The following is a 15,263-nucleotide window of genomic DNA, read 5'->3' on the forward strand; positions in this document are numbered from 1 at the left end:
TGGTTTAACTATATGCATCTTACGCGCTTAAATATTGAACGTGTGCGTAATTTAAAAACGGTTGCACTCCATGGGTTGCAACCGTTTAATGTCTTTTATGGCGCAAACGGTTCGGGTAAAACATCAATTTTAGAAGCGATCCATTTGCTTGCAACAGGTCGCTCATTCCGTACACATATACCCAAAAATTATATTCAATATGAAGCTGACGACGCGATTGTATTTGCTCAGTCAGCAACTGAAAAAATTGGTATGCAAAAACTCGCTTCTGGTGAGCAACTCATGAAAGTGAATGGCGATACCGTTGCAACTCAAGGTCAGCTCGCAAAGTTACTTCCTTTACAACATATTGATCCACAAAGTACGGATATTATTGATCATGGTGCTAAGCCAAGAAGACAACTTTTAGATTGGCTTATGTTCCACGTGGAACCTGAATTTTATTTTGCGTGGCAATATTACTCTCGTGCGCTAAAGCAGCGTAATACCTTACTCAAAACACGGCGTAATCTTTCATTAGCTGATTTAGAACCGTGGAACAAAATGTTGAGTAATTATGGCGAGATTTTGCACTCACAGCGTTTAAGTATTGTCGAGCAATGGAATGTTTATTTCCAAAATGACTTAAGCCAATTACTCCCTGATTTGGAGATTGAGCTGGAATATAGCCCAGGTTTTCATACAGAGCAGGGGCTTATGCAAGACTTGTTGAATCAGCATCAAAAAGACATCGAGAGACGTTATACCGAATATGGTCCTCATCGGGCAGATTTGCGCTTAAAAACTCCATTTGGGCATGCTGATGATGTTTTATCAAGAGGTCAGAAAAAACTCTTGATTATTGCCTTAAAACTGTCACAAATTGCAATGTTGCATGCGAGTAATAAGGAAACTGTGGTATTATTAGATGATCTGACAGCAGAATTAGACTTAACCGCACAACAACGTTTAATTGAACGATTAAGCCAACTTGGTAGCCAGGTTTTTATGACAACTTTAGATCATGCATCGGTAAAAAAACATTTACATGATCTGTCTATTTCATATCAATTATTCAGTGTTGAATCCGGTCAAGTTAGTCTTGCTGCACCATAATTTTTTGATGTTACCCATCTTTGAATAAACCTATATTTGCTAGGGAGAAACCATGAGTTCAGAGTCTCAATCAGCCTCTCAAACAGAACAAACCAATGAAAAGGCTTATGATTCCTCTAGTATTAAAGTATTACGTGGATTAGATGCAGTTCGTAAACGTCCGGGTATGTATATTGGGGATACAGACGACGGTACCGGTTTACACCATATGGTGTTTGAGGTTGTCGATAATGCAATCGATGAAGCTTTAGCTGGCCACTGTGATGAAATTATTGTCACGATTCACGAGGATGAATCGGTCAGTGTTTCAGATAATGGCCGCGGTATTCCAACCGATATTCACCCTGAAGAAGGGGTTTCTGCTGCAGAAGTAATTTTAACGATTCTGCATGCAGGCGGTAAGTTTGACGATAATAGCTATAAAGTTTCAGGTGGCTTACACGGCGTAGGTGTTTCGGTTGTTAACGCACTTTCAAGTAAATTGCATTTAACGATTTACCGTGCTGGTCAAATCCATGAGCAAGAATATCATCATGGCGATCCGCAATATCCATTGCGTGTGATTGGTGAAACGGATAATACCGGAACAACTGTTCGTTTTTGGCCAAGTGCAGAAACATTCAGTCAAACCATTTTTAATGTTGAAATTCTAGCACGCCGTTTACGTGAGCTTTCTTTCTTGAATGCTGGTGTACGTATCGTTTTACGTGATGAACGTATTAACCTTGAGCATGTGTATGACTATGAAGGCGGTTTATCTGAGTTTGTAAAATACATCAACGAAGGTAAAAACCATCTCAACGAAATCTTCCATTTCACAGCTGATGCTGACAACGGCATTGCTGTAGAAGTTGCATTGCAATGGAACGATAGTTACCAAGAAAATGTTCGCTGTTTCACAAATAACATTCCACAAAAAGATGGTGGTACACACTTAGCAGGTTTCCGTGCAGCTTTAACACGTGGCTTAAACCAGTATCTTGAAAATGAAAATATTCTCAAGAAAGAAAAAGTGAATGTGACTGGTGATGATGCGCGTGAAGGTTTAACAGCCATTATTTCTGTTAAGGTTCCTGATCCGAAATTCTCGTCTCAGACAAAAGAAAAATTGGTATCAAGTGAGGTAAAACCAGCGGTAGAGCAAGCAATGAACAAAGAGTTCTCTGCTTACTTACTTGAGAATCCACAAGCTGCAAAATCAATTGCAGGCAAGATTATTGATGCTGCACGCGCACGTGATGCTGCACGTAAAGCACGTGAAATGACACGCCGTAAGAGTGCATTAGATATTGCAGGTTTGCCTGGTAAATTGGCTGACTGTCAGGAAAAAGACCCAGCGCTTTCTGAATTGTATCTTGTCGAGGGTGACTCTGCGGGTGGTAGTGCCAAACAAGGCCGTAACCGTAAAATGCAGGCTATTCTACCTTTAAAAGGTAAGATCCTGAACGTTGAGCGTGCGCGCTTTGATAAAATGATCTCTAGTCAGGAAGTGGGTACATTAATTACAGCACTTGGCTGTGGTATTGGCCGTGAAGAATATAACCCTGACAAGCTCCGTTATCATAAAATTATTATTATGACCGATGCCGATGTCGATGGTTCGCACATCCGTACATTGTTATTAACATTCTTCTTCCGTCAAATGCCGGAGTTGGTGGAACGTGGTCATATTTATATTGCACAGCCACCTTTGTATAAGCTCAAAAAAGGTAAGCAAGAGCAATATATTAAAGATAACGACGCATTAGAAACTTACTTGATTTCAAATGCGATTGATGAGCTTGCTTTACATATTAGTGCTGATGCGCCTGCAATTACAGGTGAAGCGCTGGCAAAAGTAATTCAAGACTATCAAGTTTCACAAAAGAGCTTACAACGCTTAACGTTACGTTATCCAGCAAGCTTACTGGATGCATTACTCGAAGTAGATGCATTTAAAGCAGATCAAAACCATGATCAAGCTTATGTACAACAATGGGCGGATCAAGTACGTGAAGCTGTACAAAGACTACAGCCAAGTTTGCGCCCTGAAATTACGCTTGAAACATTTGAACGCGAGAATGCTCAAGGCGAAAAATCTGCGCATTATTGGCCGCGTGTAACTGTATATGTTCATAACTTGCCACATGCTTACTTACTTGACGCAGGTTTATTGAATTCTGCGGAATATGCTCGTTTATTGAAGAACTCGAAGAGTTGGTTCAAGTTAATTGAAGATGGCGCATACTTACAAAAAGGTGATCGTCGTATTCAAGTCGCTAATTTCCATCAGGTATGGCAGCACATTCTGCAAGATTCACGCCGTGGAATGATGATCCAGCGCTATAAAGGTCTGGGCGAGATGAATGCTGAGCAGCTTTGGGAAACCACAATGGACCCTGAAAACCGTAATATGTTACAGGTGACTATTGATGATGCAATTGAAGCTGATCGCATGTTCTCATGCTTAATGGGCGATGATGTTGAACCACGTCGTGCCTTTATTGAAGAAAATGCATTAAATGCAGATATTGATGCTTAATTGATAGCAAGATTCTAAATCAGTCTAGGGAGAGAAGATGATGAGTCAAAAAATTCTAGCAAGTATGCTGATTTCATGTGCGGCTTTAGTGAGTCATTCTGCATTTGCAGCAGACTTGGAAGCCGACATGAAAACTTTAGCGAAGAGCACTAAAGCCTTTGCTGAAGCAAAAGATATCGATAACGCTAAACAGCAGCTTGTGATTATGCGTCAGGCAGCATTATCTTCAAAATTATCTTTACCTCATAAGTTGGAAGGTTTACCCCCTGAAAATGTACAGGTAAAAGAGTACCAAGCGGGTTTAGATCAGTTGGTTGCTGAAATTGATCGGGTTACGGTTTTTGTTGATAAGGGACAATTGGACCAAGCCAAAACTGAAGCAATTAATCTGGTAAATATTCGTAATGAAAACCACAAAAAGTTTAGATAAAGTTACTTTGATCTAAATCAAATAAAGGGAATGATTGATTCATTCCCTTTATTTTTGGCTATACAAATTTATTTAACCAAATATATTAATTCTCTACAAAATCTGTAACTTGAATGAGTGCATGGCCAAATAGGTAGCCAGCCGTTAAAAGGATGCAAATCCACAAAATAGCTCCTGCCACATTGTAAATCAAAAATTTTCCATAGCTCATATTGCTTGAGCCGGCAGCGAGGGGTGCAAAAGAACGTGCGAAAGGTATAAAACGTGCTAAAAGAATAGTTTTACCACCATGTTGCAAGAAATAGCGGTTCGTTTTATTCAAATATTCTTTTTTAATAAAACGTGATTTTGCTTCAAAAATACGGTTTCCAAAATGGCGGCCAATAGAATAATTGACGATATAACCTAATGTTGCTGCAATGGTGAGCAGAGTGATCATATAACCAAGATGCATCAGTTCAACCACCGAGCACAGTGCACCTACAGTTAAAAGTAAGCTATCTCCAGGTAAAAAGAACATAAACACAAAAGCGGTTTCAGAAAAAATAATCAAAAAGAGTATGGCATAAACCCATGCACCATACTCCTGAATCAAAATAGGTAAAAATTGTTCAAAATTAGTAATAAAATCAATAAAATTCATTCAGTTTGTCTGATCCCGAATTAAATACCTACTCAAGAAGGGTAAAAACGAAGTTACAGAATTTAGTTAAATTATCTGTGTATGGCAACCCTTAAGATGTAGCTTAAGTTTTATATGTTATCAAATTTGAATCTATCTCAAAAATTTAACAGCTGAATGAAACTTTATTAGAGATCGTTCATATTTTTATAAGCTAATAAAAATAAAAGCCAGTACAGATACTTAAATATACGAGTACTGGCCAAGATATTTAGTTTTCAAATGAGGCTTCCATTTCCTCAAGTTCCATCATGAGTTCTAAGAGTTGCTCTTCATATTGTTCAAGCTTAGCTTTGAGTTCGGTTTGCTCATTCATCAGTTTAAGCAAATCGTCCTTACGATTAACTTCATATAATGAAGTATCTGCTAAAGCTTCTTCGATTTCAGCAAGACGTGGCTGAAGCTTTTCAATTTGAGATTCAACCTTTTCAATATTTTTACGGATTGGCCGAGTTTGTTCACGACGGCGAGCTGCTTCTTTACGCTGTGCTTCTTTATCGACTTTAGCGGGAGCTGGAGCGGCAGAAGATGAATTATTTTGTGCTACAGCAGTCTGAGCATTGATTTGTTGCTGGCGTGCTTCACGTAGCCATTTAGCATAGTCCTGTAAATCGCCTTCAAACTCAGTACATTTGCCACCGTGTACTAAAAGAAGTTCATCACAAACACTGGCAATAAGTTGACGTTCGTGAGAAACCAGAACAACTGCACCCTCAAAATCTTGTAAGGCCATACTAAGCGCATGACGCATATCAAGGTCTAAGTGGTTCGTTGGTTCATCCAGAATTAAAACATTTGGGCGCTGCCATACAATGAGTGCTAAGGCCAAACGAGCGCGCTCACCCCCAGAGAAGCTTTCACATGGAGTATCCATGCGTTCGCCACTAAAGCCAAAACTACCTAAAAAAGAACGTAATGTTGCTTCACTAATTTGTTTATCGGCTATCCGGGCGAGTTGAAGCATTGGGCTGGCATGACCATCTAAGGCGTCCATTTGGTGCTGCGCAAAGTAACCAATGTTGAGTAGCTCGGAAGCTTTACGTTCACCTGCCAGTAATGGTAAATCACCCACCAAGCTTTTAATCAATGTTGATTTACCCGCACCATTCATACCAAGCAGACCAATACGCGAGTTTGGCGTAATTTGAAGTTTAATTTTTTCAGCAATTTTTTTATCGCCATAACCTATGCTGGCATTTTCTAAGGTCAGTAACGGTGAACTCATTTTGGTAGGTTCACGGAAACTAAAAGTAAACGGTGTATCTACATGAGCAGGTGCAAGTTGTTGCATGCGTTCAAGTTGCTTAATACGACTTTGTGCCTGACGAGCTTTAGTGGCTTTAGCCTTAAAGCGATCAATGAACTTTTGTAAATGAGCACGGGCTTCTTGCTGTTTTTCAAAAGCTTGTTGTTGTTGTGCTAAACGTTCACTTCGAGTGGTCTCAAATGTGGAGTAGTTACCCGTGTAAAGAGTAAGTTCCTGATTCTCAATATGAAGAATATGGTCTGTAATTGCATCTAAGAAATCTCGGTCATGCGAGATTAAAATGAGGGTGCCCTCATAAGCTTTGAGCCAATCTTCTAACCATAAAATTGCGTCTAGGTCTAAGTGGTTAGTTGGCTCATCCAATAAGAGTAAGTCAGAACGACTCATCAATGTACGCGCCAAATTCAGACGCATACGCCATCCACCAGAAAAACTAGCAACGTTTAAACGTAATTGATGTTCTAGAAACCCTAAGCCAGCCATCAGCTGAGCTGCTTTAGATGGCGCAGAATAACCATGAATTTCATCAAAACGGCCATGTAATTTAGCTAAATCCGAGTCTGTTAATTGTTCTGGTTGAGCAAGTTTATTTTGAATATCCCAATATTCTTCATCACCAGAAAGGACAAAGTCGATAGCAGGCATGTCTAGGGCTTTAACTTCTTGCGCCATATGGGCCACAGTCCATACAGAAGGACGAGTAAGCGAGCCTTCATCTGCTCCTAAGCTACCGAGTAATGCCGCAAATAGTGTTGATTTACCTGCACCATTGACCCCAGTCAGACCAATCTTCCAACCTGGGTGTAATTGCATAGACGCTTTTTGAAATAGAACACGTCCACCGCGGCGTAAAGAAACTTGGTCAAATTGAATCATCTTGTCTTATCGAGGTGAGTTAGGGATGCTGTATTTTAAAGAGAACTGATCATGAAGACAAAACTTTCGGAGTTTTAGTTTATAAATACTGAGATTGCATGGTTTCACTGATTCCGATTAAAGCTATTCGTCTGAAAATATCTAAATTTTGAGCAAGATAGGCCACATTTAGAAAAATATGGCTAAAATAAAAACAATTTAAAACTTGGTTGATAAATGAGCTACTAATAAAACCAGACTAAGGAAAGTCAAATGAAAAAAAGATTGGGGATAGTAAGTGCAGTCATTTGCTGTGCTATGGGGACAACACACGCGGGGCAAAACGTATGTGTATTCGATTTATTGGGTAAATCAGGTGAATCCTACAAAATGATGGAAGAATGGGCTCTTGCGGCAAAAAGTTGGCAAGCGGACATTACATTAATTCCATTTCAAGATGAAGCTCTAGTAGATCGTAGGCTGCGTGAGGGTAAATGCGATGCAGCTTATATGACTTCAATGCGAGCACGAAACTACAATAAATTTGCAGGCTCGATTGATGCGATTGGGGGCGTGACAAGTAATGTTATTGCTCAAAAGGCAATTAGTTACGTTTTAGATCAACGTAATAAACATCGCATGCTAACCACACAAAATGGAACAAACTATGAGGTGGTTGGAATTGTCCAGATTGGACTAGCATACTTATTTGTAAGAGATAGAAACCTCAACTCAATTGAGAAAGTACGTGGGACTAAGTTTGCTATTTTGCAATATGACGCAGCCCAGAAAATTATGGTTGAAAGTGTAGGTGCCCAGCCTATTCCTTCTGAGATTACCGATTTTGTGAAAAAGTTTAATAGTGGCCAAGTCGAGGCAATTGCTGCACCTGCTTATGCTTATAAACCTTTAGAAATTGGTAAGGGGATTGGAGCAAATGGAGCTATGTTTACTTTTCCTGTGGTGAACGTCACAGGGGATTTAATTGCAAGAAGTGATAAGTTTCCGGCCAATTTTGGAATGAAGTCTCGTGAATGGTTTATTAAACAGTTGCCACAGAACTTCGCAATGGTAAAACGGTTAGAAACCGGGATTCCTCCTAAAATTAAATTAAATTTTTCAGCCGAAGATAAGTTGAAATATCAGAAAATATTACGTGAAGGTCGCCTTGGCTTAACAAAACAAGGTGTATATGACGCGACAATGATGAGTGTACTCAAGCGTGCACGATGCACCATTGAACGGACAAATTTTGAATGTACGCTGACTGGAGAGTAGTTTGTTTTTTAATCACAAAAACCCTACAGATATTTCAAAGCTGAATATGGGTATGAAAATTGTGAATATAAAAAATAACTTATGGAAAATTAGCGATTTTTCATTTTAATAAATAATTTAAATCGAACAAACAATGGTTCAATGAGATAAAAATATTTGAGTAAAAGCTCTATTTTTTTCTAAAAAACATGATTAATATCTGTGTTTGAAAGGAAACTTCAAACAAAAAATCTGTTCCGTGGAAGGATGAAGAAAATGAAAAAAATCGTACTTGCTATGGCTGCCGCTTCTGTTGTTGGTTTTTCTGCTTCAGCGCAAGCAGCGAGTACCGTGTGTGTATTCGACCTCTTAGGAAAAGCAGGCGACTCATATAAAATGATGGAAGAATGGGCTCTAGCTGCAAAAGGCTGGGGTACTGAAATTAACTTAGTTCCTCGTCAGGACGAGGCTGTTGCAGATAATGATTTCAAAGCTGGTAAATGTGATGCCGTAGCAATGACAGCTATGCGTGCTCGTCAATATAACAAATTTGCCGGATCAATCGACTCGCTTGGTGGCGTTCCTAATAACCAAATTGCACAACGTGCTATTACTTATGTATTAGATGCACGTAATGCTGCAAAAATGACAACTAACCTTGGCGGTAAAAAATACGAAGTTGCTGGTATCTCTCCGTTAGGTTCAGCGTTCATTTTCGTACGTGATAAAAACATCAACTCAGTTGAAAAAGCTGCTGGTAAAAAATTCGCCGTGTTAGGTTATGACGATGCACAAAAAATTATGGTGCAGCGCGTAGGTGCTCAGGCAGTTCTTTCTGATATTTCAAACTTTGCTGCTAAATTTAATAATGGTCAGGTAGATATGGTAGGTGCGCCTGCTTATGCTTACAAACCATTAGAATTGAACAAAGGTTTGGGTGCAAACGGTGTAATGTGGAACTTCCCAGTATTACATGTAACGGCTGATTTAGTATTGCGTGCTGATAAATTCCCAGCAGGCTTTGGTCAAAAGTCTCGTGATTGGTTCGTAAAACAATTACCAAAAAGCTTTGCAATGATTAACCGTTTAGAAGCACAAATTCCAGGTAAATACAAAATGAACCTAAGTGCTGAAGACAAACTGAAATATCAAAAAATGTTACGTGATGGCCGTATGGATTTAACTAAACGCGGTATTTACGATGCAGGTATGATGTCTGTATTGAAAAAAGCACGTTGTTCTGTAGACAAAGCTAACTTTGAATGTTCAATGCCTGGTGAATAATTCATTTTGAACTTAAAAGCCTAGATTTATTCTAGGCTTTTTTGCTTTCTATAGACTGTCAATTCAGCCATTGTGATTCATTAAAAAGACGCTAATCTAAATTGAGGATAAAACTTCATCTGGATATATGAAGATATTAGAAAATAGAACAAGGAAGTGAGTCATTAAAAGAGCTAAGGGAATTTAACTCGTTATTTTTTATTGAGCTCGGACAAACAGAATTGAGCATAAAAATATCTCAAGTGTGAATCTTAGATGAAGTTATCTCATGAGAATCATGCCAACCAGCGTGAAATTTCTTGATGCCAAAAACAAAAAATTTACAAGGAAAGGAAAAGAATATGCGATTTTCCAAAACGCTTTTACTTGCGATGGGACTCACAACAATTTCATTTGCAGCCGAGGCCAAACAAACCATATGTGTTTTTGATTTTGTTGGTAAAAATGGCGATGTCTATGCACTCATGAAGGACTATCAGCTTGCAGCGAAAAACTGGGGAGCTGATATCGAACTAAAAGTAAACCAGAATGAAGCAGTGATTGCTGAAGACTTTAAAGCGGGCAAATGTGATGGTATTAGTGTATCAGGCATGCGTGGACGTCAATTCAACTCATTTACGGGATCATTAGATGCAATTGGTGCGATTCCAGATCTCAAACTTGCTGTTAAAGTCATGCAAGGTTTAGCAAGCCAAACCTTTAGTAAATATATGGTCAATGGCCGCTATGAGGTAGTAGGTGTTATTCCGGTAGGAGATGCTTACCTTTTAGTAAACGACCGTAGTATTAATACTGTAGCAAAAGCTGCGGGTAAAAAAATCGCCGTATTAGACTACGATGAAGCACAAAAAATCATGGTTCAGCAGGTGGGGGCGCAGGCAGTGAGTGCAGATGTGACTAACTTCGGGGCCAAATTTAACAATCATCAGGTCGATATTATTGGTGCGCCAGCAGCAGCGTTTAAACCTTTAGAGTTGCAAAAAGGCTTAGGTACAAAAGGGGCAATTGTAAACTATCCAATTTTACAGGTGACCGGAAATATTATTATTCGTCCAGACAAATTCCCAGCTGGTTTTGGTCAGAAATCTAGAGAGTGGGTGGCTGGTCAGTTACCGCGTGCTTTTACTATCTTGGGTAAAATGAAAGCGGATATTCCGCAAAAATATTGGATGGAAGTACCAGCTGCCGATAAACCGGGTTATCAAAAGCTCATGCGTGAGTCTCGAATTAACCTTACACAACGCGGGGTGTATGATAAACGTATGATGAAACTACTATGGCAATTCCGTTGTAAGCAAGACGCGAAAAACTTTGAATGTGGCTTACAAGATGAGAATTACAAATAATCTTGATAAAAATACTCAAGATTCGCTTTAAACTTCGAAGACAGACCCTATATTGATTATGCTATACTCAATATAGGGTCTTTTTTATTTTGAAAGGCACAGCAAAATCCGAGGAACAATCATCATGAATGCCCAAGCTCTAGTTTTGACAGATAATGCTGCCAATAAGGTACGCCAACTCCGTGATAGTGAAGGGAATGACGATCTCATGTTACGTGTATATGTAACCGGAGGCGGGTGTTCAGGGTTTTCATACGGCTTCAATTTCGCCGAAAGCGTAAATGAAGATGATGCTGAATTTGTAAATGGCGATGTAAAGATGCTGGTTGACTCGCTCAGCTATCAATATTTAGTTGGCTCAGTGGTTGATTATGTTGAAGGCCTTGAAGGTTCACGCTTTATTGTGCAGAACCCGAATGCGACAACAACCTGTGGTTGTGGTTCTTCATTCTCAATTTAAAAAGAATTTTAAATAAAAAAACCTCTCATTATAGAGAGGTTTTTTATTTATAAGATTATGCTTGATCATGTATAGATTCTAAAAAGCATTGTACGAGTTCAGGTGCATTTTGATAAGGAATCCAATGAGAGGCATCCATAAAAATAGCCTTATAATTATTTTTAAAATAACCTGAATTTAACTTGGCACTTTTTTCTGTTACTGCAATATCATGCTTACCCCAAATAAAAAGAGTGGGAACGTCTATTTCTTTAAAAGGATTTTCAGGCTTTTCCCAAAAAAAGCCACGATACCAGTTTAATGCCGTAGTTAGCCTATTTTCTTTTATAAATTCAGTTTCGAATATTTCAATTTGCTGTTCGGTCATGCCAGATGATTTAAGAAATTTTCTTGCTACTTTAGGCATTTTCTTAAATAAAAGTTCGGGCAAAATAGGAAGCTGAAAAACTGCAAAATAATAAGATTTTAGTAGTTGATTGCTACTTAAGCAGGCTTTTAAAAAAGCAGCTTGATGGGGTACGGAAACTAAAGTGAGATGTTGAATATACTGTGGATACTTCATAGCTACACTAGACGCAATTACAGAACCCCAATCGTGCCCAATTAAATAAACTGGTTGACCAAGTCCCTTAATAAAAACTGCGACATCTTCAGTTAGTTCACTTAAAGCGTAATGAAAGCGGCTTTGTGGTCTAGCATTTAGACTATAACCACGTTGATGGAGCGCAAATGTTCTAAATTGATGCTGATGTAATAATTCCGAAGTCTGCTCCCAACTATGGGCAGTTTCTGGAAAGCCATGCAATAAAACCACGAGAGGGCCATCTATAGGGCCTGAATCAATGACATCGAATGTCCAAGCCCCACGTGTGTATTGATGAATACGGTTGGTTAAATCCATAACAACATGCCTTACTTATTTTTGTTGGCATTTATCATGAATTTTTATGACCAATTTAATAACAGCATTTCGGGTCAGGAAATGTGTTATGAGGTCGAATCAGTCCAATTAAATCGAATAAGTAGCTTTATACCGCCGTGATCGTGCCTAAGATTCTAAAATCTGAAGCTCCTGTTACCGCAGGTAAATTACCACTTAAACCATCCACAAAACGCATTGCTAACCATGCAAATGCTGTAGCCTCAACCCAAGTAGGGGAGAGTCCTAAAACATCAGTGGTTTGAACTGACCAATTGTGCTTACGTAAGCGCCAACGTAATTGTTCTAATAAATAAGAGTTATAAGCTCCACCTCCACATACATAAACTTCACCTGTTTCCATATTAGAACGATAGATCGCTTTTTGAATGGCACGTACAGTAAGTTTTAATAAGGTGGCTTGGATATTTTCAGGTGTATCTTCTAACTCATCATAAGTTAAATCATTACGCCAATCGATTAACTGATCATCTAACCAGTCAATATTGAAATCTTCACGTCCCGTACTTTTAGGAGGTTCTTTAGAAAAATACTCATGAGCATAAAGACGGTCGAGTAAAGAGCGAATAGGATGACCATAAGCTGCCCAATCGCCATTTTCATCATATGGATGACCTGTATGGCGATGACACCATGCATCCATCAAAATATTCGCAGGTCCCGTATCAAACCCAAATACGCCGTCAGGATTATTGGCAGGCAACATGCTCACATTGGCAATGCCACCCAAATTCAAAATCACCCGATGAATGCTTGGATGTTGAAATAATGCCTGATGAAATGCAGGCACTAATGGAGCGCCTTGACCACCTGCTGCCATATCTCTACGACGGAAATCTGAAACAACCGGAATTTGAGTGATCTCAGTAATAATGTTTGGATCGCCAATTTGTAGCGTAAAACCATGCTCTGGACGATGACGAATAGTTTGTCCATGCGACCCAATCGCTTTAATTTGACTACGATCTAATTGGTGCTTTTCAATGAGAGAATTAATCCCGTGACCAATCATTTTGGCTAGAGCAACATCAGCTTTACCCATGCGGTCAATTTCATTGTCATCGGGTAAAGTTAATGCCATAAGCTCATCACGTAACTCGGGTTCGAATGGAACTGTAAGTGTGGCATGAAGCTGTAGTGGCTCAAATGAAGCCGCAACAATATCCACACCATCCATACTAGTGCCAGTCATTACGCCGATATAGATTGCGCTCATATGCAACTTCCCCTGCAAGACGCTGAAAAAATGTTAGTATATCGCACAAATTGAATAACTGATGTGTTTAGGTTTTGTGATGTCAAATTTCTTGCCCGCCGAAGAACAGCTTGCCCTCATCCAACGAGGCACGCACGAAATTATTTCAGAAGAAGATTTACTGAAAAAGCTTAAAGAGAATCGTCCTCTTAAAATTAAAGCTGGTTTTGACCCTACAGCTCCAGATTTACATTTAGGACATACGGTTCTTATTAATAAACTAAAAACGTTTCAAGATTTGGGTCATGAAGTTACTTTCTTGATTGGCGACTATACAGCCATGATTGGTGATCCAACAGGCAAAAGTGCAACTCGTCCGCCGTTATCACGCGAACAAGTTGAAGCTAACGCTAAAACTTATCAAGAACAAGTTTTCAAAATCTTAGATCCGAATAAAACAAAAGTACGTTTTAACTCAGAGTGGTTTAACCAAAAGTCTGCTGCGGATCTTATTCAGTTGGCAAGCCAGCAAACAGTATCACGTATGTTAGAGCGTGATGACTTCACTAAGCGTTATAACAATCATCAGCCAATTGCAATTCATGAGTTCTTATATCCTTTAGTTCAAGGCTATGACTCTATCGCACTTGAAGCAGACGTTGAGTTAGGTGGTACAGACCAAACCTTTAACTTACTTATGGGCCGTACATTACAAAGCCGTTATGGCCAAGAATCACAAGTATGTATCACTGTACCAATTCTAGAAGGTTTAGATGGCGTAAATAAAATGTCTAAATCTTTAGGTAACTATATTGGTGTTTTTGATGCGCCAGGTGCAATGTACCAAAAAGTATTATCAATGCCTGACTCTTTAATCGAACGTTATTTCGATTTATTAAGTTTTAAATCTCTAGATGAGATCAAAGCTTTATTAGATGAAATCGCGGCTGGTCGTAATCCACAAGAAGTAAAACGTATTCTTGCACTCGAGTTGGTTGAACGCTTCCATGATGCTGAAGCTGCTGCCAATGCTCATAAGAGTGCTGGTAACCGTATTACAGAAGGTGAGGTGCCGGCAGATACTCCTGAAGTAACTATTTCACGTGGTGAGTTTGGTGGTGAAATCTTTATTGCCACGATTCTTCGCGTAGCAGGATTAAATCCAAATGCAGCAGCTGCAAAAGATGCTGTTGCACGCGGTGCAGTAAAAGTAGACTGGAATGTAGTAGATGCAAGTTTCTCTGTAAAAGAAAACGGGACTTTTATTATTCAGTCTGGGAAAAAAGCAATTGCACGTGTAACTTTCACTGACTAAAAGTTATGTAGTGATAGAAAAGCAGGAGTAATCCTGCTTTTTTTATTTCAGAACTATAAAACCAATTAAGCGTTCCACGTGGAACCATCTAAGTATTATTAAGAATAAAATAAATTAAAAAATAAGAAGAAATATAAAGTGAGGGTAGAGTATTTGCTCTAATATTTCTTTGGATTCTTTGGATTCTTTGGATTCTTTGGATTCTTTGGATTCTTTGGATTCTTTGGATTCTTTGGATTCTTTGGATTCTTTGGAATAAAAAAGCTTATAGAGGAATAAAAACTATATAAAAGACTCCCTAACTCCAAAATGATTATATAGCTAAAGATAAAAACCAATAAAAAATAGCAAAAATGCCTAAAAAAAAGCCATATATATCACTTTTTTCGCAAAATAGTAGAAAAAAACGGCACTCAAGTGAAAAAGGGATAAATACCCCTTGCAAAGGGAATGAGATGGTCTATAATGCACATCCATCGGCGGTGATGCAGATAGAAACTTGTTGAAAAACAGTTACTTGTGATTAGACTGGTTGCTTTAAGCGATGAATTTGATGATGAGATGGTTTAGAGAATAAGTTTTAAAAATATCGAAATTACCTGTTGACTTTTAAGAG

Annotated in this window: 12 protein-coding genes; 8 read left to right on the forward strand and 4 right to left on the reverse strand. The window is 38.8% G+C overall.

Translation table 11 applies throughout. The features are described 5' to 3' along the window. The first annotated feature begins 12 nt into the window (after positions 1-12). The 3 genes from recF to cybC are packed head-to-tail and all read left to right on the forward strand — an operon-like array spanning position 13 to position 4,046. The gene (recF, locus tag KNQ97_RS18360) at positions 13-1,095 is read left to right on the forward strand and encodes a DNA replication/repair protein RecF (protein ID WP_000550810.1); all 1,083 of its coding nucleotides are present in this window, start codon (positions 13-15) and stop codon (positions 1,093-1,095) included. A gap of 52 nt (positions 1,096-1,147) precedes the next feature. After that, positions 1,148-3,616 carry a DNA topoisomerase (ATP-hydrolyzing) subunit B gene (gene gyrB, locus KNQ97_RS18365; protein WP_000093729.1) on the forward strand — a complete coding sequence of 823 codons (2,469 nt, stop codon included), beginning with the start codon at positions 1,148-1,150 and terminating at the stop codon, positions 3,614-3,616. Between the two features lie 37 nt (positions 3,617-3,653). Then, on the forward strand, positions 3,654-4,046 hold the full coding sequence (gene cybC / locus KNQ97_RS18370) for a cytochrome b562 (RefSeq protein ID WP_000987632.1): 393 nt from the start codon (positions 3,654-3,656) through the stop codon (positions 4,044-4,046). 85 nt (positions 4,047-4,131) lie between these two features. Here cybC and KNQ97_RS18375 read toward each other — a convergent pair whose 3' ends face one another. Together KNQ97_RS18375 and KNQ97_RS18380 are read right to left on the reverse strand one after the other, a co-directional pair. After that, positions 4,132-4,689 carry a VTT domain-containing protein gene (locus tag KNQ97_RS18375; protein WP_001009198.1) on the reverse strand — a complete coding sequence of 186 codons (558 nt, stop codon included), beginning with the start codon at positions 4,687-4,689 and terminating at the stop codon, positions 4,132-4,134. A gap of 250 nt (positions 4,690-4,939) precedes the next feature. After that, entirely contained in the window at positions 4,940-6,871 is a 1,932-nt protein-coding gene (locus KNQ97_RS18380) for an ATP-binding cassette domain-containing protein (RefSeq protein ID WP_002067453.1), read from the reverse strand. 252 nt (positions 6,872-7,123) lie between these two features. On the opposite strand from KNQ97_RS18380, the gene KNQ97_RS18385 reads away from it, so the two are divergent. The 4 genes from KNQ97_RS18385 (at position 7,124) to erpA (ending at position 11,197) form a co-directional block, all read left to right on the forward strand. Then, positions 7,124-8,128, forward strand: coding sequence for a putative solute-binding protein (locus KNQ97_RS18385; protein WP_253612581.1), 1,005 nt, complete (start codon positions 7,124-7,126; stop codon positions 8,126-8,128). Between the two features lie 255 nt (positions 8,129-8,383). Then, positions 8,384-9,391, forward strand: coding sequence for a putative solute-binding protein (locus tag KNQ97_RS18390; RefSeq protein ID WP_000724999.1), 1,008 nt, complete (start codon positions 8,384-8,386; stop codon positions 9,389-9,391). A gap of 341 nt (positions 9,392-9,732) precedes the next feature. After that, a complete protein-coding gene (locus tag KNQ97_RS18395; RefSeq protein ID WP_001212536.1) occupies positions 9,733-10,737 on the forward strand; it encodes a putative solute-binding protein in 1,005 nt (334 codons plus the stop codon). 124 nt (positions 10,738-10,861) lie between these two features. Then, positions 10,862-11,197: an iron-sulfur cluster insertion protein ErpA gene (gene erpA, locus KNQ97_RS18400; RefSeq protein WP_000993572.1), complete on the forward strand. Its 336-nt coding sequence runs from the start codon at positions 10,862-10,864 to the stop codon at positions 11,195-11,197. A 55-nt stretch (positions 11,198-11,252) separates the two neighbouring features. On the opposite strand, the gene KNQ97_RS18405 is transcribed toward erpA, so the two are convergent. Both KNQ97_RS18405 and KNQ97_RS18410 read right to left on the reverse strand, forming a co-directional pair. Then, positions 11,253-12,098 (reverse strand): alpha/beta fold hydrolase, encoded by an 846-nt coding sequence (locus KNQ97_RS18405; protein WP_253612582.1) that lies wholly within the window; start codon positions 12,096-12,098, stop codon positions 11,253-11,255. 127 nt (positions 12,099-12,225) lie between these two features. Continuing rightward, complete coding sequence (locus KNQ97_RS18410) at positions 12,226-13,353, reverse strand: anhydro-N-acetylmuramic acid kinase (RefSeq protein WP_001274588.1); 1,128 nt, start codon at positions 13,351-13,353, stop codon at positions 12,226-12,228. Between the two features lie 61 nt (positions 13,354-13,414). Between KNQ97_RS18410 and tyrS the strand changes: the two genes are divergently transcribed. Continuing rightward, a complete protein-coding gene (gene tyrS, locus KNQ97_RS18415) occupies positions 13,415-14,647 on the forward strand; it encodes a tyrosine--tRNA ligase (protein ID WP_000335558.1) in 1,233 nt (410 codons plus the stop codon). Positions 14,648-15,263: the final 616 nt, after the last annotated feature.

The sequence above is a fragment of the Acinetobacter sp. UC24323 genome (genome assembly GCF_024151445.1).
In the GTDB taxonomy this organism is placed as follows: domain Bacteria; phylum Pseudomonadota; class Gammaproteobacteria; order Pseudomonadales; family Moraxellaceae; genus Acinetobacter; species Acinetobacter baumannii.